At 72.9% G+C, this 23,732-nt stretch carries 19 protein-coding genes; all 19 read left to right on the plus strand.

Features of this window, described 5'->3' with window-relative positions; all coding sequences use genetic code 11:
* The first annotated feature begins 22 nt into the window (after positions 1-22).
* The 19 genes from pyrR (at position 23) to R6Y94_RS20155 (ending at position 23,698) form a co-directional block, all read left to right on the plus strand.
* Positions 23-604 carry a bifunctional pyr operon transcriptional regulator/uracil phosphoribosyltransferase PyrR gene (pyrR, locus tag R6Y94_RS20065; RefSeq protein ID WP_318397399.1) on the plus strand — a complete coding sequence of 194 codons (582 nt, stop codon included), beginning with the start codon at positions 23-25 and terminating at the stop codon, positions 602-604.
* Positions 601-1,527, plus strand: a complete 927-nt coding sequence (locus tag R6Y94_RS20070; RefSeq protein WP_318397400.1) for an aspartate carbamoyltransferase catalytic subunit — start codon at positions 601-603, stop codon at positions 1,525-1,527. Before pyrR ends, R6Y94_RS20070 begins: the two co-directional genes overlap by 4 nt.
* A complete protein-coding gene (locus R6Y94_RS20075) occupies positions 1,527-2,843 on the plus strand; it encodes a dihydroorotase (protein WP_318397401.1) in 1,317 nt (438 codons plus the stop codon). The genes R6Y94_RS20070 and R6Y94_RS20075 overlap by 1 nt, the downstream gene beginning before the upstream one ends.
* Complete coding sequence (gene carA / locus R6Y94_RS20080; protein WP_318397402.1) at positions 2,840-4,009, plus strand: glutamine-hydrolyzing carbamoyl-phosphate synthase small subunit; 1,170 nt, start codon at positions 2,840-2,842, stop codon at positions 4,007-4,009. Before R6Y94_RS20075 ends, carA begins: the two co-directional genes overlap by 4 nt.
* Complete coding sequence (gene carB, locus R6Y94_RS20085) at positions 4,002-7,370, plus strand: carbamoyl-phosphate synthase large subunit (RefSeq protein ID WP_318397403.1); 3,369 nt, start codon at positions 4,002-4,004, stop codon at positions 7,368-7,370. Before carA ends, carB begins: the two co-directional genes overlap by 8 nt.
* A complete protein-coding gene (locus R6Y94_RS20090) occupies positions 7,367-8,434 on the plus strand; it encodes a quinone-dependent dihydroorotate dehydrogenase (protein ID WP_318397404.1) in 1,068 nt (355 codons plus the stop codon). The genes carB and R6Y94_RS20090 overlap by 4 nt, the downstream gene beginning before the upstream one ends.
* Before the next feature lie 40 nt (positions 8,435-8,474).
* A complete protein-coding gene (locus R6Y94_RS20095) occupies positions 8,475-9,749 on the plus strand; it encodes an adenosylmethionine--8-amino-7-oxononanoate transaminase (protein WP_318397405.1) in 1,275 nt (424 codons plus the stop codon).
* A gap of 166 nt (positions 9,750-9,915) precedes the next feature.
* Entirely contained in the window at positions 9,916-10,758 is an 843-nt protein-coding gene (pyrF, locus tag R6Y94_RS20100) for an orotidine-5'-phosphate decarboxylase (protein ID WP_318397406.1), read from the plus strand.
* Between the two features lie 171 nt (positions 10,759-10,929).
* Positions 10,930-11,247, plus strand: coding sequence for an integration host factor, actinobacterial type (gene mihF / locus R6Y94_RS20105; protein WP_101366727.1), 318 nt, complete (start codon positions 10,930-10,932; stop codon positions 11,245-11,247).
* A gap of 26 nt (positions 11,248-11,273) precedes the next feature.
* Positions 11,274-11,786: a guanylate kinase gene (locus R6Y94_RS20110; protein ID WP_318397407.1), complete on the plus strand. Its 513-nt coding sequence runs from the start codon at positions 11,274-11,276 to the stop codon at positions 11,784-11,786.
* Positions 11,787-11,893: 107 nt separating this feature from the next.
* Positions 11,894-12,157 (plus strand): DNA-directed RNA polymerase subunit omega, encoded by a 264-nt coding sequence (gene rpoZ, locus R6Y94_RS20115; protein ID WP_101366725.1) that lies wholly within the window; start codon positions 11,894-11,896, stop codon positions 12,155-12,157.
* Between the two features lie 19 nt (positions 12,158-12,176).
* Entirely contained in the window at positions 12,177-13,382 is a 1,206-nt protein-coding gene (coaBC, locus tag R6Y94_RS20120; protein ID WP_318397408.1) for a bifunctional phosphopantothenoylcysteine decarboxylase/phosphopantothenate--cysteine ligase CoaBC, read from the plus strand.
* Positions 13,383-13,473: 91 nt separating this feature from the next.
* On the plus strand, positions 13,474-14,667 hold the full coding sequence (gene metK / locus R6Y94_RS20125) for a methionine adenosyltransferase (RefSeq protein ID WP_318397409.1): 1,194 nt from the start codon (positions 13,474-13,476) through the stop codon (positions 14,665-14,667).
* A 59-nt stretch (positions 14,668-14,726) separates the two neighbouring features.
* The gene (locus R6Y94_RS20130) at positions 14,727-16,856 is read left to right on the plus strand and encodes a primosome assembly protein PriA (protein WP_318397410.1); all 2,130 of its coding nucleotides are present in this window, start codon (positions 14,727-14,729) and stop codon (positions 16,854-16,856) included.
* A 220-nt stretch (positions 16,857-17,076) separates the two neighbouring features.
* Positions 17,077-18,060 (plus strand): AAA family ATPase, encoded by a 984-nt coding sequence (locus R6Y94_RS20135; RefSeq protein ID WP_318397411.1) that lies wholly within the window; start codon positions 17,077-17,079, stop codon positions 18,058-18,060.
* 180 nt (positions 18,061-18,240) lie between these two features.
* Positions 18,241-18,861, plus strand: coding sequence for a peptide deformylase (def, locus tag R6Y94_RS20140; protein ID WP_412102814.1), 621 nt, complete (start codon positions 18,241-18,243; stop codon positions 18,859-18,861).
* A gap of 8 nt (positions 18,862-18,869) precedes the next feature.
* On the plus strand, positions 18,870-19,796 hold the full coding sequence (fmt, locus tag R6Y94_RS20145) for a methionyl-tRNA formyltransferase (RefSeq protein WP_318397512.1): 927 nt from the start codon (positions 18,870-18,872) through the stop codon (positions 19,794-19,796).
* A complete protein-coding gene (locus R6Y94_RS20150) occupies positions 19,793-21,448 on the plus strand; it encodes an RsmB/NOP family class I SAM-dependent RNA methyltransferase (RefSeq protein WP_318397412.1) in 1,656 nt (551 codons plus the stop codon). Before fmt ends, R6Y94_RS20150 begins: the two co-directional genes overlap by 4 nt.
* 126 nt (positions 21,449-21,574) lie before the next feature.
* Positions 21,575-23,698, plus strand: a complete 2,124-nt coding sequence (locus R6Y94_RS20155; protein ID WP_318397413.1) for a xanthine dehydrogenase family protein molybdopterin-binding subunit — start codon at positions 21,575-21,577, stop codon at positions 23,696-23,698.
* Positions 23,699-23,732 lie beyond the last annotated feature (34 nt).

Below are 23,732 nucleotides of genomic sequence, written 5' to 3' on the forward strand. Positions count from 1 at the left end.
GAGGCGGGGAAGGGGGTCCGCCGTGGCGTACCCGCAGGCTGCTCAGCCGCAGCCGGTCTCACCACCGTCCGTGAAGGTCATCCTGACCAGCGCCGAACTGGCCCGGGTGGTGGACCGAATCGCACACCAGATCCTCGAGAAGACCCAGGGCGCGGCCGGTACCGTACTGCTCGGGATACCCACCCGGGGCGCTCCGCTGGCCCGCCGGCTGGCAGCCCGGATCAACGCCTTCGAGGGCATCGCCGTACCGGTGGGTGTGCTCGATATCACTCTCTATCGTGACGATCTCCGTCGGCACGCGGTACGCGCGATCGGCCCGACCCAGGTCCCCCCGGAGGGGATCGACGGCAAACGGGTGATCCTGGTCGACGACGTCCTCTTCTCCGGCCGGACCGTCCGAGCCGCCCTCGACGCGCTCAGCGACCTCGGCCGGCCCAGTTCGGTGCAGCTCGCTGTGCTGGTCGACCGGGGCCACCGGGAGTTGCCGATCCGGGCCGACTACGTGGGGAAGAACATCCCGACCGCGCTCGCCGAGAGCGTCAAGGTGACTCTCGCGGAGACCGACGGCACCGACGAGGTCAAGCTGATCGGAGGGGCGGCATGAAGCTCAAACACCTGCTTTCCGGTGCGGATCTCGACGCGGCCACCGCCACGCTGATCCTGGACACCGCCGCCGAGATGGCGACGGTGGCCGGCCGCGAGGTGAAGAAACTGCCCGCGCTGCGCGGCCGTACCGTGGTCAACCTCTTCTACGAGGACTCCACCCGGACCCGGATCTCCTTCGAGGCGGCGGCCAAGCGGCTCTCCGCCGATGTGATCAACTTCTCCGCCAAGGGCTCCAGCGTCTCCAAGGGTGAGAGCCTGAAGGACACCGCGTTGACCCTCCAGGCGATGGGGGCCGACGCGGTGGTGATCCGGCACCCGGCCTCCGGGGCGCCGCACCGGCTCGCCAACTGGGTCGAGGGCTCCGTGCTCAACGCCGGCGACGGTACCCACGAACACCCGACCCAGGCGCTGCTGGACGCGTACACGATGCGGGCCCGGCTGGGGCGGATCGCCGGGCTGTCGGTCGCGGTGGTCGGCGACGTGCTGCACAGCCGGGTCGCCCGCTCCAACGTGCTGCTGCTGGCCACCCTGGGCGCCAAGGTGACCCTGGTCGGGCCGCCGACGCTGATCCCGGTCGACATCGGCACCGCGCTGGCGCCCGGCACCGAGGTGTCGTACGACCTCGACGCGGTGCTGCCCACCTCGGACGTGGTGATGATGCTGCGGGTGCAGCGGGAGCGGATGGCCGACTCCTACTTCCCGTCCGCCCGGGAGTACGCCCGGCGCTACGGACTCGACGGGCCCCGGATGGCCCGGCTGCCGGACCACGCCATCGTGATGCACCCGGGTCCGATGAACCGCGGGATGGAGATCGCGCCCGAGGTGGCCGACTCGCCCCGCTCCACGATCGTCGAACAGGTCGCCAACGGAGTCTCCGTCCGGATGGCCGTCCTGTACCTGCTGCTGGGGGGAATGAAGTGATGACCGACGTGACCACCGGAGGTGGCCCGGGGGCGGCGACGCCGGCGTACCTGATCCGGGGAGTGCGGGTGCTCGGCGCCGAGCCGACCGACCTGCTGCTGGCCGGCGGGGTGGTGGCCGAGGCGGGCCACGGCCTGGCCGCCCGCGGGGCCAGGGTGGTCGACGGTGACGGGCTGGTCGCGCTGCCCGGCCTGGTCGACCTGCACACGCACCTGCGGGAGCCGGGCCGGGAGGACGCCGAGACGGTCGAGTCCGGCTCGCGGGCGGCGGCGCTGGGGGGCTACACCGCCGTCTGCGCGATGGCCAACACCTCGCCGGTCGCCGACACGGCCGGCGTGGTGGAGCAGGTGTGGCGGCTCGGCCGCGAGGCCGGGCTGGTCGACGTGCAGCCGATCGGCGCCGTCACCGTCGGGCTGGCCGGCGAGCGCCTGGCCGAGCTGGGTGCGATGGCCGAGTCCGCGGCCCGGGTGCGGATCTTCTCCGACGACGGGCACTGCGTGGCCGACCCCCGGCTGATGCGCCGGGCCCTGGAGTACGTCAAGGCGTTCGACGGGGTGATCGCGCAGCACGCCGAAGAGCCCCGGCTGACCGAGGGCGCCCAGATGCACGAGGGCGAGGTCTCGACCCGGCTCGGCCTGACCGGCTGGCCGGCGGTGGCCGAGGAGGCGATCATCGCCCGGGACGTGCTGCTGGCCGAGCACGTCGGCAGCCGGCTGCACGTCTGCCACCTCTCCACCGCCGGCAGCGTCGAGGTGCTCCGGCACGCCAAGAAGCGCGGGGTACGGGTCACCGCCGAGGTGACCCCGCACCACCTGCTGCTGACCGACGAACGCGCCGCCAGCTACGACCCGGTCTTCAAGGTGAACCCGCCGCTGCGCACCGCCGCCGACGTCACCGCGCTGCGTGCCGCACTGGTCGAGGGGATCATCGACATCGTCGCCACCGACCACGCCCCGCACGCGCTGGAGGACAAGGAGTGCGAGTGGGCGTACGCCCGGCCGGGCATGCTCGGGCTGGAGACGGCGCTCTCGGTGCTGCTCGACGTACTCGGCGAACGGTGGGACCTGATCGCCGAGCGGATGTCCCGGACCCCGGCCCGGATCGCCGGGCTGGCCGAGCACGGCCGCAACCCGGCACCGGGGGTACCGGCGAACCTGACCCTGGTGGATCCGGCGGCCCGCCGCACGATCGACCCGGGCGAGCAGGCCAGCCGCAGCCGCAACACCCCGTACGCCGGGCTCACCCTGCCCGGCCGGATCGTCGCGACCTTCCTGCGCGGCGAGCCGACGGTGCTGGACGGAAAGGCTGTTCGATGAGGCGGCGACCGGCGATCCTGGTCCTGGAGGACGGCCGGACCTTCCGCGGCGAGGCGTACGGCAGCGTGGGGGAGACCTTCGGCGAGGCGGTCTTCAACACCGGGATGACCGGCTACCAGGAGACGCTGACCGACCCGTCGTACCACCGCCAGGTGGTGGTGCAGACCGCGCCGCACATCGGCAACACCGGGGTGAACGCCGAGGACGACGAGTCGGGCCGGATCTGGGTGGCCGGGTACGTCGTCCGGGATCCGGCCCGGATCGGCTCGAACTGGCGGGCCACCGGTGCCCTGGAGGACCGGCTCGCCACCGAGGGCGTGGTCGGGATCGCCGGGGTGGACACCCGGGCGCTCACCCGGCACCTGCGGGAGCGCGGCGCGATGCGGGTCGGGGTCTCCAGCCTGACCGAGGACCCAACGGAGCTGCTGGCCCGGGTGCGCGAGGCGCCCCGGATGGAGGGGGCGGACCTCTCCGCCGAGGTGACCACGGCGCAGCCGTACGTCGTGCAGGCCGAGGGGGAGCACCGGTACACGGTGGCCGCGCTCGACCTGGGGATCAAGCGGAACGTGCCGCGCCGGCTCGCCGCGCGCGGGGTCACCACGCACGTGCTGCCCGCCTCGTCCAGCATCGACGACCTGCTGGCCACCGGCGCCGACGCGGTCTTCTTCTCGCCCGGACCGGGCGACCCGGCCACCGCCGACCATCCGGCCGGGCTGGCCCGCGAGGTGATGCGCCGGCAGCTCCCGCTCTTCGGGATCTGCTTCGGCAGCCAGATCCTCGGCCGGGCGCTCGGCTTCGGCACCTACAAACTGGGGTACGGGCACCGGGGCATCAACCAGCCGGTGCTGGACCGGTCCACCGGCAAGGTCGAGGTGACCAGCCACAACCACGGCTTCGCGGTCGCCTGGCCGGGCCGCGAACAAGGGCTCGGCGCGGTCGACGCGCCGCTCAACGAGGTGATCGACACCGACTTCGGCGGGGTCGAGGTGAGCCACGTCTGCCTGAACGACAACGTGGTCGAGGGGCTGCGGGCCAAGGACGTACCGGCGTTCACCGTTCAGTACCACCCGGAGGCGGCGGCCGGCCCGCACGACGCGGACTACCTCTTCGACCGCTTCGCCGAGCTGATCGGCGACAGGCAGAGTGAAGGCGGCAAGCATGCCTAGGCGGACAGACCTGAAACACGTCCTGGTGATCGGCTCCGGGCCGATCGTGATCGGCCAGGCCTGCGAATTCGACTACTCCGGCACCCAGGCCTGCCGGGTGCTGCGCGCCGAGGGGCTGCGGGTCAGTCTGGTCAACTCCAATCCGGCGACCATCATGACCGACCCGGAGTTCGCCGACGCCACGTACGTCGAGCCGATCACCCCGGAGTTCGTCGAGCTGGTCATCGCCAAGGAGCGGCCGGACGCCCTGCTGCCCACCCTGGGCGGCCAGACCGCGCTGAACACCGCCGTGGCGCTGCACGAGTCCGGGGTGCTGGCCAAGTACGGCGTCGAGCTGATCGGCGCCGACATCGACGCGATCCGGCGTGGCGAGGACCGGCAGCTCTTCAAGGAGATCGTCGCCAAGGCCGGCGGCGAGACCCCGCGCAGCCGGGTCTGCCACTCGATGGAGGAGGTCCGCTCCACCGTCGCCGAGCTGGGCTTGCCGGTGGTGATCCGGCCGTCGTTCACGATGGGCGGGCTCGGCTCCGGGATGGCGCACAACGACGAGGACCTGGAGCGGATCGCCGGGGCGGGCCTGGCGGCCAGCCCGGTGCACGAGGTGCTCATCGAGGAGAGCGTGCTCGGCTGGAAGGAGTACGAACTCGAGCTGATGCGGGACCGGCACGACAACGTCGTGGTGGTCTGCTCGATCGAGAACGTCGACCCGATGGGCGTGCACACCGGGGACAGCGTCACCGTCGCACCGGCGATGACCCTGACCGACCGGGAGTACCAGCGGCTGCGCGATCTCGGCATCGCGGTACTCCGCGAGGTCGGGGTGGACACCGGCGGCTGCAACATCCAGTTCGCGGTCAACCCGCGCGACGGCCGGCTGGTCGTGATCGAGATGAACCCCCGGGTCTCCCGGTCGTCCGCGCTGGCCTCCAAGGCGACCGGCTTCCCGATCGCCAAGATCGCCGCGAAGCTGGCCGTCGGCTACACCCTGGACGAGATCCCGAACGACATCACCCTGAAGACTCCCGCCGCGTTCGAGCCGACCCTCGACTACGTGGTGGTGAAGATCCCCCGGTTCGCCTTCGAGAAGTTCCCGGCCGCCGACAGGGAACTCACCACCACGATGAAGTCGGTCGGCGAGGCGATGAGCCTGGGCCGGAACTTCCCCGAGGCGCTGAACAAGGCGATGCGCTCGATGGAGACGAAGGAGGGCGGCTTCTGGACCGTCCCCGACCCGGAGGGCGCCACTCTTGACGGCACTCTCGCCGCGCTGCGTACCCCGCACGACGGGCGGCTCTACAGCGTCGAGCGGGCGCTCCGGCTCGGCGCCTCGGTGGCGCAGGTGTCGGAGGCGTCCGGCGGGATCGACCCCTGGTTCCTGGACCAGATCGCCGGGCTGGTCGAGCTGCGCGCCGAAATCGTCGGCGCCGCCGTACTCGACGAGGAGCTGTTGCGCCGGGCCAAGCGCGCCGGCCTCTCCGACCGGCAGCTCGCGGCGCTCCGCCCGGAGCTGGCCGCCGAGGACGGAGTACGGACGCTCCGGCACCGGCTCGGGGTACGACCGGTCTACAAGACCGTGGACACCTGCGCCGCCGAGTTCGCCGCCGGTACGCCGTACCACTACAGCAGTTACGACGAGGAGACCGAGGTGTCCCCGTCGGACCGGCCCAAGGTGCTGATCCTCGGCTCCGGGCCGAACCGGATCGGCCAGGGCATCGAGTTCGACTACTCCTGCGTGCACGCGGTACAGGCGCTGCGGAGCGCGCCGCTGGGCTCAGCCGTTGCGTCCGGTCCCGGCGCAGAAGGCGCCGGCTACGAGACCGTGATGGTCAACTGCAACCCGGAGACGGTCTCCACCGACTACGACACCGCCGACCGGCTCTACTTCGAGCCGCTGACCTTCGAGGACGTGCTGGAGGTCTGGCACTCCGAGGACAGCTCGGGCAGGGCGGCCGGCGGGCCGGGGGTGGTCGGGGTGGTCGTGCAGCTCGGCGGGCAGACCCCGCTGGGCCTGGCGCAGCGGCTCAAGGACGCCGGTGTGCCGATCGTCGGTACCAGCCCGGAGTCGATCCACCTGGCCGAGGAGCGGGGCGCGTTCGGCGCGCTGCTGGACCGGGCCGGGCTGCGCTCGCCGGCGCACGGCACCGCCACCTCGTACCCCGAGGCGCACGCCATCGCCGCCGAGATCGGCTATCCGGTGCTGGTCCGGCCCTCGTACGTGCTCGGCGGGCGGGGCATGGAGATCGTCTACGACGACGACACGCTGCGCGGGTACATCGCCCGGGCCACCGACATCTCGCCGGACCATCCGGTGCTGGTGGACCGCTTCCTCGACGACGCGATCGAGATCGACGTGGACGCGCTCTGCGACGCCGACGGCGAGGTCTACGTCGGCGGGGTGATGGAGCACATCGAGGAGGCCGGGATCCACTCCGGCGACTCGTCCTGCGCGCTGCCGCCGATCACCCTGGCCAGCTCGCACCTGGCGGCGGTACGCCACTACACCGTCCAGATCGCCCGGGGGATCGGGGTACGCGGCCTGCTCAACGTGCAGTACGCGCTGAAGGACGACACCCTCTACGTGCTGGAGGCGAACCCGCGGGCCTCCCGTACCGTGCCGTTCGTCTCCAAGGCGACGGCGGTGCCGCTGGCCAAGGCGGCCGCCCGGATCATGCTCGGCGCCACCATCGCCGAACTGCGCGCCGAGCGGCTGCTCCCGCCGACCGGCGACGGGACGACGACGCCGGTCGACGCCCCGGTGGCGGTGAAGGAGGCGGTGCTGCCGTTCAAGCGGTTCCGCACCCCGACCGGCAAGGGCATCGACTCGCTGCTCGGTCCGGAGATGAAGTCCACCGGCGAGGTGATGGGCATCGACACCGCCTTCGGGCACGCCTTCGCCAAGTCGCAGGCGGCGGCGTACGGCTCGCTGCCGGTCCGGGGCAAGGTCTTCGTCTCGGTGGCCAACCGGGACAAGCGCGGCATGATCTTCCCGGTCAAGCGCCTCGCCGACCTCGGCTTCGAGATCGTCGCCACCACCGGAACCGGTGAGGTGCTGCGCCGGCACGGCATCTCCTGTCAGCTGATCCGCAAGCACTACGAGGAGGGCGCCGACTCGCCGGACGCGGTCACGCTGATCGCGGCCGGCGAGGTGGACCTGGTGATCAACACCCCGCAGGGTTCCGGGGCGAGCGCCCGCTCCGACGGGTACGAGATCCGCAGCGCGGCGGTCGGCGCGGACATCCCGTGCATCACCACCGTGCCCGGCGCGGCGGCTGCGGTGATGGGGATCGAGGCACTGATCCGGGGCGACATGTCGGTCCGGCCGTTGCAGGAGTTGCACGCGGCGCTGCGGGCCGGCGAGTGAGCGCGCCGACGGCGACGGCGGAACCGGGCCGGCGTACGGCGGGCGGGGGAGCGGTCTTCGACCGGGTCGTCCGGCCGGCACTGTTCCGGCTCGGCGGCGGGGACGCCGAGACGGCGCACGAGTGGACGCTGCGCCGGCTGGCCGGGCTGTCCCGCAACCCGGCCGCGCTGGCGCTGCTGCGGGCCCGGTACGCCGTCTCCGCCCCGCGCACCGTCTTCGGGGTCAGCTTCCCCAACCCGGTCGGGCTGGCCGCCGGGATGGACAAGGACGGTGCCGCACTGCCGGCCTGGCCGGCGCTGGGCTTCGGCTTCGTCGAGGTGGGTACGGTCACCGCGCACCCGCAGCCGGGCAACCCCCGGCCGAGGCTGTTCCGGCTGCCGGGCAGCGCGGCGGTGATCAACCGGATGGGCTTCAACAACGCCGGTGCCGAGGCGCTGGCCGCCCGGCTGGCCGCGCTGCGCCGGCCGTTGGGGGTGCCGCTCGGCATCTCGCTGGGCAAGTCCAAGGTCACCCCGCTGGACGACGCCGTCGCCGACTACCTGGCCTCGTACCGGGCGCTGGCGCCGTACGGCGACTACTTCGCGGTCAACGTCTCCTCGCCGAACACCCCCGGGTTGCGGGCGCTGCAGGACCGGGCGCACCTCGACGCCCTGCTGACGGCGCTGGTCGGGGAGAAGCCGATCCTCGTCAAGATCGCTCCGGACCTGACCGAGGCGGCCATCGCCGAGCTGCTCCAGGTCTGCCTGGACCGGGGTGCCGCCGGGGTGATCGCCACCAACACCACGCTGGGCCGGGACGGGATCGCCCCGTCCGACGCGCACCGGGCCGGCGAGGCGGGCGGGCTCTCCGGGCGGCCACTGACCACGCGTACCCGGGAAGTGGTCTCGTTCGTGCACGCCGAGACGAACGGCGCGCTGCCGGTGGTCGGGGTGGGTGGCATCCTCGAGCCGGCGGACGCCACCGCGCTGCTGGACGCCGGAGCCAGCCTGGTGCAGCTCTACACCGGCTTCGTCTACGGCGGGCCGGGGCTGGTCCGCGCGGTGGCCCGGGCGACCCGGCGATGAGCCCGGGAGAGCCCGCCACAGCGGGGGCGGAGGAGCGCCGGTGACCCCCGAGGAGATCGTCGCGGCCGACCGGGCACACGTCTGGCACCCGTACGCTCCGATGCCGGCCAGCACCGACCCCTCCGTGGTGGAAAGCGCCGAGGGGGTCCGGCTGCGCCTGGCCGACGGCCGGGAACTCGTCGACGGCATGTCGTCGTGGTGGGCGGCGATCCACGGGTACCGGCATCCGGTGCTGGACGCCGCCGTCACCGACCAGCTCGGCCGGATGAGCCACGTGATGTTCGGCGGCCTCACCCACGAGCCCGCCGTCCGGCTGGCAAGCACCCTGGTGGAGATCACCCCACCCGGGCTGGAACACGTCTTCCTCTGCGACTCCGGCTCGGTCTCCGTCGAGGTGGCGGTCAAGATGGCGGTGCAGTACCAGCGCGGCCGGGGGCGCCCCCAGCGGCACCGGCTGGCCACCTGGCGGGGCGGCTACCACGGGGACACCTTCCATCCGATGAGCGTCTGCGACCCGGTCGGCGGGATGCACTCGCTCTGGACCGGTGTACTGCCCCGGCAGGTTTTCGCCGGCCTGCCCCCGCCCGGCTTCGACGCCCCGGTCGACCCCGGGTACGCGGCCGCGCTCGCCGCCGCGCTGCACCGGCATACCGGCGAACTCGCCGCGGTGATCGTCGAGCCGGTGGTGCAGGGCGCCGGTGGGATGCGCTTCCACAATCCGGAGTACCTGCGACTGCTCCGCGAGCTCTGCACCGAGCACGACATCGTGCTGATCTTCGACGAGATCGCCACCGGCTTCGGTCGGACCGGCGCGCTCTTCGCGGCGGAGCACGCGGGGGTGACCCCGGACGTGATGTGTCTGGGCAAGGCACTCACCGGCGGCTACCTGAGCCTGGCCGCCACGCTCTGCACCCCCGAGGTCGCCGAGGGGATCTCCGCGACCGGGGTGCTGGCGCACGGCCCCACCTTCATGGGGAACCCGCTTGCCTGTGCGGTCGCAAACGCCTCCATCGGGCTGCTGGAGGCCGGAAACTGGGCGGCGGACGTGGCGAGGATCTCCGCCGGGCTCTCGGCCGGTCTGGCGCCGTTACGGGGCGCTGCCGCAGTGGCCGACGTCCGGGTGCTGGGCGCGATCGGCGTGGTGCAGCTCGACCACGACGTGAAGCTGGGGGCGGCGACCGAGGCCGCAGCGGCGCACGGGGTCTGGCTGCGCCCGTTCCGGGACCTGATCTACACGATGCCGCCGTACGTCACCGGGGACGACGACCTCGCCCGGATCTGTACGGCGATCGGCGCGGCCGCCGAGGCCGGCTGACCGCGCGGCTACCGGGGCCGGCCGACCGGACGCGCCGAGAGGTCCCCGGTGCGGTGGTGCCCGCCGCCGCGGTATCCCGGCCGGCCGGGTGCGGCGGACCGAAGACATGACGGTTAGTCGCGGCGACATGACAGAAAGTCATGGCGCTGGTGGAGAGGAGAGGCGAATGGAGACCTTCGGCAGTCGGCTGCACCGGGCGATGGCGGAGCGCGGACCGCTCTGCGTCGGCATCGACCCCCATCCCGCGCTACTGGCCCGGTGGGGCCTGACCGACGACGTCGACGGGGTGGCCCGGTTCAGCGAGACGGTGGTCGAGGCGCTCGGCGACCGCGTCGCGGTCGTCAAGCCGCAGTCGGCATTTTTCGAGCGCTTCGGGTCGCGCGGGGTCGGCGTACTTGAGTCAATTATCCGACAGTTGCGGGGCGCGGGCGTGCTCGTTCTGCTTGACGTCAAGCGCGGCGACATCGGCTCCACGGTCGCCGCGTACGCCGACGCGTACCTGGATCCATCCAGCCCGATGTATGTCGACGCGGTCACCGCGAGCCCCTTCCTGGGGGTCGGCTCGCTCGCCCCGATGTTCGACGCGGCACGCAAGCACGGCGGCGGCGTCTTCGTGTTGGCGCTCACCTCCAACCCCGAGGGCGCCAGCGTCCAGCGCGCCGTCGGCACCGACGGGCGCACCGTCGCACAAACGATCATTGAAGAGATTTCGCAGCTCAACGCGGGTGCGGAGCCGCTCGGCAGCTTCGGATTGGTGGTCGGCGCCACCATCGGCGAGACCGGGCACGACCTCTCCGGGGTGGGCGGTCCACTGCTCGCGCCGGGCCTCGGCGCGCAGGGCGGACGCGCCGACGACCTGCGTACGGTCTTCGGTGGCGCGCTCGCCGGAGTGCTCCCGTCGTACTCCCGGGAGGTGCTCGGCGCGGGCCCCGATCCTGCCGCGTTACGCGCCGCGGCGGACCGGGCGCTGGCCGATTGTCGGGCCGCGCTGACCGCTGCCGGTCAGTGATCTCATGGTTACGCTGACATGATCATGGCGTGCCCACGTTGCCGAAAGCTCCGTTGGCCGCTAGTTTTCCCGGCGCTGGGAACCACATACCCCTTTGGTTGCCAGGCACACCACGTTTCACAGATGCGACGGCGCGTCCCGCCCGTCGCGATAGGGACCTGAGGAGAACTGGTGCCGCTCCCCCAACTGAGCCCCGAACAGCGCGCAGCCGCGCTGGAGAAGGCCGCGGAGATCCGCAAGGCCCGGGCGAAGCTCAAGGAAGAGCTCAAGCAGGGCAAGACCAACCTCGCCGCCGTCCTCGACCGTGCGGAGTCGGACGACGTGGTCGGCAAGCTGAAGGTATCGGCCGTACTTCAGGCCATGCCGGGAATCGGCAAGATCCGGGCCACCCAGATCATGGAGAAGCTCAAGATCGCCGACAGCCGTCGCCTCCGTGGCCTCGGCGAGCAGCAGCGCAAGGCACTGCTTGGAGAATTCTCGGCGAACTAGTTCCACTCGCCGTGTAGAAACAAGCAGTGGGTACGCATGACGATGTCCGCCCAGCGGCTCGTCTCACGGTCCTTGCCGGTCCCTCCGGGGCCGGCAAGGACAGCGTGACAGAACTCGTCCGGGCCCGATCGCGCCAGTTGTGGCTACCGGTCCCGGTGACCACCCGGCCCCGTCGTCGCTACGAGATCGACGGAGTGCACTATCGCTTCGTCGGCCGCGCCGAATTCGGCCGGCTACTCGACGACGGACAGTTGCTGGAGTGGTCGGAAATTGGCGTCCACCGGTACGGCACGCCGGGCGAGCCGGTGCGGATCCGGTTGTCGACCGGCCAACCGGTGCTGCTCCCGATCGACCTCCGGGGCGCCCGGCAGGTGCGGGCGGCGATGCCGGAGGCCCGGCTGGTCTACCTGGCCCCGACCTGGGACCACGCCCGCGCGGCGGGTCGCGAATTCGACGCAACGGTCGTGAACGACGTGCTCGGGCGCGCCGCGGATGAACTGGTAAGCTTGCTCGGTTCGTCCTTTCTGACGCCGACCTGAGGCAACGCCGACGCGGTCGACGCGGATTCGAGTCGGGCACAGACCATGAGCCAACTCCGACCTGACCGCCGCGCCCGGCGGTCGAGAAGACACCGAGGTTTATCTCCGTGGGATCCATCGCCAGTCCCGAAGGCATCACCAACCCGCCGATCGACGAGCTGCTCGAGAAGACCACCTCGAAGTACGCTCTGGTGATCTTCGCCGCCAAGCGCGCCCGCCAGGTGAACGCCTACTACAGCCAGCTCGGCGAGGGCCTGCTGGAGTACGTCGGCCCGCTGGTGGAGACCACCCCGCAGGAGAAGCCGCTCTCGATCGCGATGCGGGAGATCAACGCAGGTCTGCTCACCGCCGAGCCGACCGACCAGCCGTAGGGTCGTCCGGGCGTCGGCGATGACCGCGGTCGTACTCGGGGTGGGCGGTGGTATCGCCGCCTACAAGGCCTGCGAGCTGCTCCGGCTCTTCACCGAGTCGGGGCACCGGGTCCGGGTCGTGCCGACCGCCTCCGCGCTGCGCTTCGTCGGCGCGCCGACCTGGGCGGCGTTGAGCGGCCAGCCGGTCGCCGACGAGGTCTGGGCCGACGTGCACGAGGTACCGCACGTCCGCCTCGGCCAGGCCGCCGACCTGGTGGTCGTCGCCCCGGCAACGGCCGACCTGCTGGCCAAGGCCGCGCACGGTCTCGCCGACGACCTGCTCACCAACACGCTGCTGACCGCCCGCTGCCCGGTGGTGCTCGCCCCGGCGATGCACACCGAGATGTGGGAGCACCCGGCGACGGTGGAGAACGTCGCGACGCTGCGCCGCCGCGGCGTCCTGGTGATCGAGCCGGCGAGCGGCCGGCTGACCGGCGTCGACACCGGCAAGGGCCGGCTGCCCGACCCGGCCGAGATTTTCGCGGTGGCCCGCCGGGTGCTCGCCCGCGGCGTCGCCGAGCCCCGGGACCTGGTCGGCCGCCGGGTGGTGGTCACCGCTGGCGGCACCCGGGAGCCGCTGGACCCGGTGCGGTTCCTCGGCAACCGGTCGTCGGGCAAGCAGGGCTACGCCTTCGCCCGGACGGCGGTGGCCCGGGGTGCCCAGGTGACGGTGGTTGCCGCGAACGTCTCGCTGCCGGACCCGGCCGGGGCGGACGTGGTCCGGGTCTCGACCACCGAGGAGCTGCGCAAGGCCACCCTGGAGGCGGCCGAGACGGCCGACGCGGTGGTGATGGCGGCGGCGCCGGCGGACTTCCGGCCGGCGACCTACGCCGCCGACAAAATCAAGAAGTCGGACCGGGGCGGCACGCTCACCGTCGAGCTGGTGGCCAACCCCGACATCGCCGCCGAGCTGGGCGAGCGCCGACGGCCGGACCAGGTGCTGGTCGCCTTCGCCGCCGAGACCAGCGACGCCGAGGCGAACGCCCGGGCCAAGCTGACCCGCAAGCGCGCCGACCTGATCGTGGTCAACGAGGTCGGGCCGGACAAGGTGTTCGGGGCCGACCGCAATACCGCCGTCGTGCTCGGCGCCGACGGTTCGGCGACAGTGTTTCCCGAGCAATCCAAGGAAGATCTCGCCGACGGCGTCTGGGATCTGGTAGTAACGCGCTTAACCGGCCTGTCATGACCGGGTAGCACGCTACCGGGCACGGGTCGGGGGACCAGGCGGCCGTGACTACACTGCCGCGCCAACTCAATTCGAGATCTTTAGGAGCACCGTGGTACGTCGCTTGTTCACCTCGGAGTCGGTCACGGAAGGCCACCCCGACAAGATCGCTGACCAGATCAGCGACGGCATCCTCGACGCGCTACTTGACCAGGACCCGCGTAGCCGGGTCGCGGTCGAAACTCTCATCACGACCGGCCAGGTGCACGTCGCGGGCGAGGTGACCACGAAGGCGTACGCCGACATTCCGGCGATCGTCCGCGAGACGATCCTCGGCATCGGCTACGACTCGTCGAAGAAGGGCTTCGACGGCGCCTCGTGCGGCGTCAGCGTGTCGATCGGTTCGCAGTCGCCGGACATCGCGCAGGGTGTGGACAGCGCCATCGAGCTGCGCTCCGGCTCGTCGGAGAGTGCGCTGGACGCCCAGGGCGCCGGCGACCAGGGCATGATGTTCGGTTTCGCCTGCTCGGAGACGCCCGAGCTGATGCCGCTGCCGATCGCCCTGGCGCACCGGCTGGCCCGCCGGCTCTCCGCCACCCGCAAGGACGGCTCGATTCCCTACCTGCGGCCGGACGGCAAGACCCAGGTGACGATCGAGTACGACGGGCTGCGCCCGGTCCGGCTCGACACCGTCGTGGTGTCGTCGCAGCACGCCGCCGACATCTCGCTTGAGTCGCTGCTCACCCCGGACGTCCGCGAGCACGTCATCGCGCCGGAGCTGGAGGAGCTGGGCCTCGACATCGACGGCTACCGGCTGCTGGTGAACCCGACCGGCCGGTTCGAGATCGGCGGCCCGATGGGCGACGCCGGACTGACCGGCCGCAAAATCATCGTCGACACCTACGGCGGGTACGCCCGGCACGGCGGTGGGGCGTTCTCCGGTAAGGATCCGTCCAAGGTCGACCGTTCGGCCGCGTACGCGACCCGCTGGGTGGCGAAGAACGTGGTGGCCGCGGGGCTGGCCGAGCGCTGCGAGGTCCAGGTCGCGTACGCGATCGGCAAGGCGCACCCGGTGAGCCTCTTCATCGAGACCTTCGGCACCGAGAACGTGCCGGTGGACCGGATCGAGCGCGCGGTGGGCGAGGTCTTCGACCTCCGTCCGGCGGCGATCATCCGGGACCTGCACCTGCTCCGCCCGATCTACCGGCAGACCGCCGCCTACGGCCACTTCGGCCGTGAGCTGCCCGACCTGACCTGGGAGAACACGGACCGCGCCGCCGACCTCAAGTCGGCCGCGGGAGCCTGACCACCAGCAAGCGCAGCGACCGGCAGCCCGCGCCTGGGCTGCCGGTCGCTCGCGTCTGCGTGGACGTGCCGCTGGCCCACCTGGACCGGCCCTTCGACTACCTGGTCCCGGCCGAGCTGGCGGACCAGGCGCGGCCGGGTACCCGGGTCCGGGTGCGCTTCGCCGGCCAGTTGGTCGACGGCTGGCTGTTGGACCGGACCGAACTGTCCGCACACGACGGCCGGCTGAGTTACCTGGAACGGCTGGTCTCGCCCGAGCCGGTGCTCACCCCGGAGATCGCCCGGCTGGCCCGGGCGGTCGCCGACCGGTACGCCGGCAACCTCGCCGACGTGCTGCGACTGGCCGTCCCGCCCCGGCACGCCCGGGTCGAACGGGAAACCGCCCCGCCCCCGGCGGCCGGCACCCACGCCGGACCCGAGCCGGCGACTCCGCAGGACTCGGTCGGGCCGGAGTCCGCGCAGGGCGTTGCCGGGTCGGAGTCCGCGCAGGACTCGGTCGGGCCGGGGTCCGCGCAGGATGTGGCCGGGTCGGAGCCCGCGCGGCGTCCGGCCGGGTCGGAGTCGCCGGAGAGCGCCGCCGGGCCGGCGGCGGTGCAGGGCGCGGCCGGGTCCGAATCGGCCGCGGGCGACACCGGTCCCATCGACGCGGCCTGGCGGAGCTATCCGGCCGGACCGGGGTTCCTGCGGGCCCTGGCCGACGGTCGGGCACCCCGGGCGGTCTGGTCGGCGCTGCCCGGCGAGGACTGGGCGAGCCGGTTCGCGGAGGCGGCGGCGGCGACGGTACGCAGTGGTCGCGGCGTGGTGGCGGTGGTGGCCGACGCCCGGGACCTGGAACGACTCGACGCCGCGCTGACCGGGCTGCTCGGCACCGGGCGGCACGTGGCGCTCTCCGCGGCCGTAGGGCCGGCCCGGCGGTACCGGGCGTTCCTGGCCGCCTCCCGGGGCCGGGTGCCGGTGGTGATCGGTACCCGGGCCGCGATGTTCGCCCCGGTAGCCGACCTCGGGCTGGTGGCGATCTGGGACGACGGGGACGACCTGCACGCCGAGCCCCGGGCGCCGTACCCGCACGCCCGGGAGGTGCTGCTCACCCGGGCGCAGCTCGGTGACGCCGCGGTGCTGGTCGGCGGGTACGCCCGCACCGCCGAGTCGCGGCTGCTGGTCGAGACGGGCTGGGCGAAGGAGATCGTGGCCGACCGGTCGACGCTGCGGGCGCGTACCCCGAGGATCACGCCGACCGGCGACGACCCGCAACTGGCCCGGGATCCCGCCGCGGCCTCGGCCCGGCTGCCGAGCCTGGCCTGGGACGCGGCCCGGGCGGCGCTGAAGGCGGACACGCCGGTACTGGTCCAGGTGCCCCGGCGCGGCTACCTGCCCTCGGTGGCCTGCGCCGAGTGCCGGGCACCGGCCCGGTGCCCGCACTGCGCCGGGCCGCTGGCGCTGCGCTCGGCCAGCGCCACTCCCACCTGTCGCTGGTGCGCCCGGGTCGCCGCCGGGTACGCCTGCCCGCAGTGCGGCGGACGGCGGCTCCGGGCGGCGGTGGTGGGTGCCCGGCGTACCGCCGAGGAGCTTGGCCGGGCGTTTCCCGGCGTGCCGGTGCGGACCTCGGGGCGGGAGGAGGTGCTGCGCGCGGTGCCCGGCGATGCGGGCCTGGTGATCGCGACACCCGGCGCCGAGCCGGTTGCCGAGGGCGGTTACGGGGCGGTGCTGCTGCTGGATTCCTGGGCGCTGCTGACCCGGGCCGACCTGCGGGCCGGCGAGGAGGCGCTGCGCCGCTGGCTGGCGGCGGCGGCGTTGGCCCGGCCCGGTCCGGCCGGTGGCCGGGTGGTGGTGGTCGCGGACGGTTCGCTGGCGCCGGTGCAGGCGCTGTTGCGCTGGGATCCGGGTTGGTTCGCCGGCCGGGAACTGACCGAGCGGCGCGAGTTGGGTTTTCCGCCGGCCGCCCGGATGGCCAGCCTGACCGGGGTGGCGGCGGCGGTGGCGGAGCTGCTCGACGAAGCCCGGCTGCCGCCGGCCGCCGAGGTGCTCGGTCCGGTGCCGGCCCCGGACGGGCAGGAGCGGATGTTGGTCCGGGTGCCCCGGTCCGGGGCGGCGGCACTGGCCGCCGCCCTGCACCAGGCGGCGGCGCTCCGGACGGCCCGCAAGGCCGGCCAGCCGGTGCGGATCCAGGTCGATCCGCAGGACATTTTCTGACCGGGTACCGACCGAGAACCCGACACGGAGGGTTGTTTCGGCTACCGTCCGCAGTGGGTATCCGGAGGCGGACGCACCCAGAGTCCGACCTGTGGTGGGAGATCCGGGTGATACCATCGCCCCTCATGCTCCACGCAGGAGGCGTGACGGAGAGTGACCGCGCCGGTTCGGCGTTCAAACTATTGATCTTGAGCAATCTGGGATCAGGGGTGGGTAGGTCGTGACCGGTCGTCAGTCGATCGTCCTGAACGGTGACCTTGGCAGCGGCAAGAGCACCGTCTCCATCGAGCTGGCCAAGCGGCTCCGTCTGCGCCGGGTCAGCGTGGGTGACCTCTACCGGGAGATGGCCCAGCAGCGGCAGATGACCGCGCTTCAGCTCAACCTGCACGCCGAGCTGGACCAGGCGGTCGACGGCTACGTCGACCAGCTCCAGCAGGACATCGCGGACTCCGGCGAGCAGTTGATCGTCGACAGCCGGCTCGCCTGGCACTTCTTCAAGGACGCCCTCAAGATCCATATGATCACCGAGCCGACCGAGGCGGCCCGCCGGGTACTCGCCCGGCCGTCCGGCCCGGCGGAGAGCTACACCTCCATCGAGGAGGCCCGGGCCAAGCTGCACGAGCGCAGCGAGAGCGAGCGCAACCGCTTCCTGGTCCGCTACGGCGTCGACAAGGCGAAGCTGCGCAACTACGACCTGATCTGCGACAGCACCAAAGCGTCCGCCGACGAGGTGGTCGAGCACGTCATCGCCGCCTACGAGGGCTCCTTCGGCCAGCAGATCCTGCGCGACTCCCCGCCGCTGCTGCTGCTCGACCCGGCCCGGATCTATCCGACCCAGGAGATCCAGGGACTGCGCGGTCTCTGGGAGTCGGACTTCGTCGCACAGATCGGGCAGGCCGGCGAGGAGGCCCTGGAGCCGCTGCGGATCGGCTACACCGGCGAGAAGTTCTTCGTGGTCGACGGGCACCGGCGGCTCAGCGCGGCGCTGCGCAACGGCTTCAAGCTGGTGCCGGGGCAGCTCGTCGCCGAGTGCGACGAGCAGGTGGTCGGCGGGCTCAGCGCGATCGAATACTTCCGGGCCGAGGTCGGGCTGAGCGTGATCTACGACTGGGACGCCGCGCACGGCACCCAGCTTCCGCTTCCCGAGCACATCCTGGAGCGCACCGACGCCGTGCTGGCCGGCGAGCCGGGCACCCAACCCTGACCCGTCGCCGTACAGCTTCCGCACCACCGCGTCGGCCCGGCCCGGGGCGTGACCGATGTCACGGCCGGCCCCGCCGATCTCGCCGCGCACCGTCGCGGGCCGGCTCGCCGGTCGTCTCCCCGGTGCGCCCGTAGACTGGGTACGGCACCACCGAACCCATCCGTGAAGGAGCCGTCCCGCGTGACCGTCCAGCCCATCCGTCTGTTCGGGGACCCGGTGTTGCGCACCCCGGCCGAACCGGTCGTCGACTTCGACGCCGAGCTGCGCAAACTGGTCGCCGACCTGACCGACACGATGCGGGAGCAGAACGGTGCCGGCCTCGCCGCGCCGCAGCTCGGCGTGGGCCTGCGGGTGTTCGCCTTCGACGTCGACGACGTGCTCGGGCACCTGGTCAATCCGGTACTGGAGTTCCCCGACTCCGACGAGCAGGATGGTCCGGAGGGCTGTCTCTCCATCCCCGGGCTCTACTTCGACACCAAGCGCCGGCTCAACGTGATCGCCAAGGGCTTCAACGAGTACGGCGACCCGCTGCAGATCGTCGGCACCGGCCTGATGGCCCGGTGTGTGCAGCACGAGACCGACCACCTCGACGGGGTGCTCTTCCTCGACCGGCTCGACGCCGAGGGGCGCAAGGAGGCGATGAAGGCGATCCGGCAGGCGGACTGGTACGACCAGGACGCCCCACCGGTGATCAAGGTCAGTCCGCACGACCCGCCGGCCAACCGGCGCCAGGGACTCGGCGCCAAGCTGGGACTGGGCGGCTCGGACCGCTCTGCCAGCCCGTTCGGTCTGGGTCGGTGACACCGCCGGTGCGCCTGATCTTCGCCGGTACGCCGGCCGTCGCCCTGCCCAGCCTGGACGCCATCGCCGCCTCCGGGCACGAACTGCTGGCCGTGGTGACCCGGCCGGATGCCCCGGCCGGTCGGGGCCGGGGAGTGACCCGATCACCGGTCGGTGCCTGGGCCGACGAGCGGGGCATCGAGGTGCTGACTCCGGTCAAGCCCCGGGAGCCTGAGTTCCTCGACCGGCTGCGCCAGCTCGCGCCGGAGTGCGTACCGGTGGTCGCCTACGGCGCGCTGGTGCCGCCGGTGGCGTTGGAGATCCCCGCACACGGCTGGGTCAACCTGCACTTCTCGCTGCTGCCCGCCTGGCGCGGTGCCGCGCCTGTACAGCACGCGGTGCTGCACGGCGACCAGGTCACCGGCGCCAGCGTCTTCCAACTGGAGGCCGGGCTGGACACCGGCCCGGTCTTCGGCACCGTGACCGAGGAGATCCGGCCCTCCGACACCGCCGGTGACCTGCTGGAGCGCCTCGCCCACAGTGGCGCCGGGCTGCTGGTCACCGTCCTCGACGCGATCGGGCAGGGCACCGCCCGGGCGGTGCCGCAACCCGCCGACGGAGTCTCGCTGGCGCCGAAGCTGACCGTCGCCGACGGTGAGGTCCGCTGGTCGGAGCCGTCCTTCGCGGTGGACCGGCGGATCCGGGCCGCCACCCCGGCGCCCGGTGCCTGGACCCAGTTCCGGGGCGACCGGGTCAAGCTCGGCCCGGTGCGGCCGGTCGGCAACGCACCCGAACTCAAGCCCGGCGAGCTGCTGGTCGAGCGTGGCCGGGTGCTGGCCGGTACCGCCAGTACGCCGGTGGAGTTGGGCGAGGTGCGAGCGGCTGGCAAGCGTGCGATGCCGGCACCGGACTGGGCCCGGGGCGTCCGGGTCGCCGGTGGGGAGCAGTTCGGGTGAGCGAGCGCATCGGACAGGTCGACGGCACCGCACGGGCCGGAGCCGACCGGAACCGCGACGAGCGTGCGCCGGGCGGCGGCACCGAGCGCCACCGCGACGATCGTCGACGCGACGACCGGGGGCGTACCGGCCAGGGCGGCGGCGACCGGGAAAGCGCGCGGGACGGCGCAGACCGGGGTGGCCGGGCGCGGGACGGCGCCGACCGGGGTGGCCGGGGCGGCGACCGGCGGGACCGGGGTGGCCGGGGCGGCGACCGGCGGGACCGGGACGGCCGGTCGCCCCGAGCGGGGCGACCGGCGGTCGACCTGCCCCGGCAGGCGGCGTACGAGGCGATCGAGGCGGTGCACCGGGACGACGCGTACGCGAACCTGGTCCTGCCGGGGATCCTGCGCGACCGGCGGCTGCACGGCCGGGACGCGGCCTTCGCCACCGAACTGACCTACGGCACGCTGCGGGTCCGGGGCACCCTGGACGCGATCCTCAGCGCCGCCGCCGGCCGGGACGTCGCGCGGATCGACCCGCAACCCCGGGACGCGCTGCGGCTCGGCGCCTACCAGCTTCTCTACACCCGGGTCCCGGCGCACGCCGCCGTCTCCTCCACGGTCGACCTGGTCCGGTCCGTCGCGCCGGGAGCGTCCGGGTTCGCCAATGCCGTGCTCCGGGAGGTCGCCGGCAAGGACCTCGACACCTGGCTGGCCGAGCTGGCCCCGTCGGCCGAGACCGACCCGGTCGGGCACCTGGCCGTCACCTACAGCCATCCGGAGTGGATCGTGCGGGCCTTCGCCGAGACGCTCGGCGGAGACCTGGGGGAGACCGCCCGGCTGCTGATCGAGGACAACCAGCCTCCGCCGGTGCACCTCTGCGCCCGCCCGGGCCGGGCGGACGCGGTCGAGGTCGCCGACGAGGTGGGCGGGGCCCCGGGCGCCTTCTCGCCGTACGCCGTCTATCTGCCCGGCGGTGCTCCCGGGGAGCTGGCGGTGCTGGCCGACGGCCGGGCGCACGTCCAGGACGAGGGCTCCCAACTGGTGGCCGCCGCGCTCGCCGCCGCCGAGGTCGACGGCACCGACGAACGGTGGCTGGACCTCTGCGCCGGGCCGGGTGGCAAGGCCGGACTGCTCGGCGCGCTGGCCGCCCAGCGGGGCGCCCGGCTGACCGCGGTCGAGGTGGCCGAGCACCGGGCCCGACTGGTGTCCCAGGCCGTACGCGGGCTGCCGGTGACCGTGCTGACCACCGACGGGCGTACCGTCGGGCGCGATCCGGACCTGCCGGAGAACTCCTTCGACCGGGTGCTCGTCGACGCCCCCTGCACCGGTCTCGGCTCGCTGCGGCGGCGTCCGGAGTCCCGCTGGCGCCGCCAGCCCTCCGACCTGCCGGCGCTGACCCGGTTGCAGCGGGAACTGCTCGGCGCCGCGCTCCGGGCGGTCCGCCCGGGCGGGGTGGTGGCGTACGTGACCTGCTCGCCGCACGTGGTGGAGACGCACGTCTCGGTCACCGAGGCGGCGCGGCGCTCCGGCGTACCGGTCGACTTCGTCGACGCCCGGCCGCTGCTGCCGGCCGGCATGCCCGGCCTCGGCGACGGCCCGACCGTGCAGCTCTGGCCACACCGGCACGGCACCGATGCGATGTTCCTGGCGGTACTGCGTCGGGGCTGAGACCCGCACCCACTCGTACCCGTCGTCGGTGGGCACCGGGGCTACCGCGGGTGGCGGCGGCCGGTATTTGGGCCCACTTCCACCGAAGCGGGTGGTCGGGGATGGTTCCTTACATACATTGCAGGTGTGGACGGGAAGACACTGCCGGTCCGGGCCATCGGCACTCCGCTGGACAGGCTCGACGGGCCGGCGAAGGTGACCGGCACCGCCCGGTACGCCTTCGAGCACCCCGTCGACCGGCCGGTCTATCTGTTCGGTGTGCAGGCCACCGTCGCGGTGGGACGGATCACCGCCGTGCACACCGAGGTGGCGTCGGCCAAGCCGGGTGTGCTGGCGGTGCTGACGCACGAGAACACGCCCCGGGTCGCCTCGTTCGACGACCCGGAGGTGGTGATCCTGCAGACGCCCGAGGTGGCGTACCGGGGGCAGTTCGTCGCCGCGGTGGTGGCGGAGAGCTCGGAGATCGCGCGCCTGGCGGCCAGCCTGGTCCGGGTGGACTACCAGGCCGGTCCGCACGACGTCCGACTGCGGGCCGACCATCCGGACCGGTACGCCCCGGAGGTCATGAACGGCGGGTTCGCCACCGACAGCGTGCGTGGCGACCCGGAGGCGGCGCTGGCCGGCGCGGCGGTACGCCTGGACGCCACCTACACCACACCCTGGTACCAGCACGCCCAGTTGGAGCCGCACTCGACGATCGCGGAGTGGGGCGACGACCGGCTCACCCTGCACGTCGGCAGCCAGGGGGTGCACGGGCTGCGGAAGTCCCTGGCCACGCTCTTCGGACTCGACCTGGAGCAGATCCGGGTGATCTCGCCGCACGTCGGCGGCGCGTTCGGCGGCAAGCTGCACACCCATCCGGACGTCGTGCTCGCGGTGCTGGCCGCGTTCGCCGTGCCCGGCCGTCCGGTGAAGCTGGCACTCACCCGGCAGCAGATGTTCTCCCAGGTCGGCTACCGCACCCCGACGGTGCAGCGGATCCGGCTCGGTGCCGGGTCGGACGGCCGGCTGGTCGCGATCAGCCACGAGGTGGTGCAGCAGACCGCGCGGCACAAGGAGTTCGCCGAGCAGACCGTCACGCCGACCCGGGTGATGTACGCGGCGCCGCACCGCGCCACCACACACCGGATGGTCCGGCTCGACGTGCCAGTCCCGACGATCATGCGCGCCCCCGGCAAGACCCCGGGGATGTACGCGCTGGAGTCGGCGATGGACGAAATGGCGATCGCCTGCGGGCAGGACCCGGTCGAGTTCCGGATCGCCAACGAGCCGCCACTCGACCCGGAACTGGACCGGCCGTTCTCCACCCGCAACCTGGTGGCCTGCCTGCGCGACGGCGCCCGCCGGTTCGGCTGGGCCGGCCGGGACCCGACTCCCGGCGTCCGGCGGGCCGCCGGGGGCTGGCTGGTTGGCACCGGGGTGGCCGCCTCGATGTACCCGGTCTACCAGCTCCCCGGCTCGTCGGCGACGATCCGGGTGGAGCCGGACGGCCGGTACGTCGTCTCGATCGGTGCCGCCGACCTCGGCACCGGCACCTGGACCTCGCTGACCCAGATCGCGGCCGACGCGCTGGCCGTACCGGTCGACCGGATCGTGCTGCGGATCGGCGACACGGACCTGCCGGCCGCGATGTCCGCCGGCGGCTCGTCCGGGATGACCTCGTGGGGCAGCACGGTGGTCGAGGCCGCCCGCCGGCTCCGGGCCCGGATGGCCGCCGAACACGCCGACCCGCCGTCGCACGGCATCGAGGCCAGCGCCGACATGCCGGCCAACCCGGACCGGGAACGCTTCTCCATGTACGCGTTCGGGGCCCAGTTCGTCGAGGCCCGGGTGCACGAGGCGACCGGGGAGGTACGGGTGCCCCGGATGCTCGGGGTCTTCGCCGCCGGCCGGATCATCAACCCGAAGATTGGCCGCTCCCAGTTGCTCGGCGGGATGACGATGGGGCTGTCGATGGCGCTGCACGAGCAGTGCGTGCTCGATCCCCGGTTCGGTCACGTGGTCAACCACGACCTCGCCGAGTACCACATCGCGACCAACGCCGACGTCGGCTGCGTCGAGGTGCACACGCTCGTCGAGGACGACCCGTACGTCAACCCGATGGGCTCGAAGGGCATCGGCGAGCTGGGCATCGTCGGCACCGCCGCGGCGATCGCCAACGCCGTGTACCACGCCACCGGGGTACGCGTCCGTGACCTGCCGATCACCCCGGACCGGTTCTTCGCGGGTGCCACCGCGATGCGAGGGTGACGAGCACGCGGGGTGGCCGGCATTCGTACACTGG

It is taken from the genome of Plantactinospora sp. KLBMP9567 (assembly GCF_033446045.1).
Classification (GTDB): domain Bacteria; phylum Actinomycetota; class Actinomycetes; order Mycobacteriales; family Micromonosporaceae; genus Plantactinospora.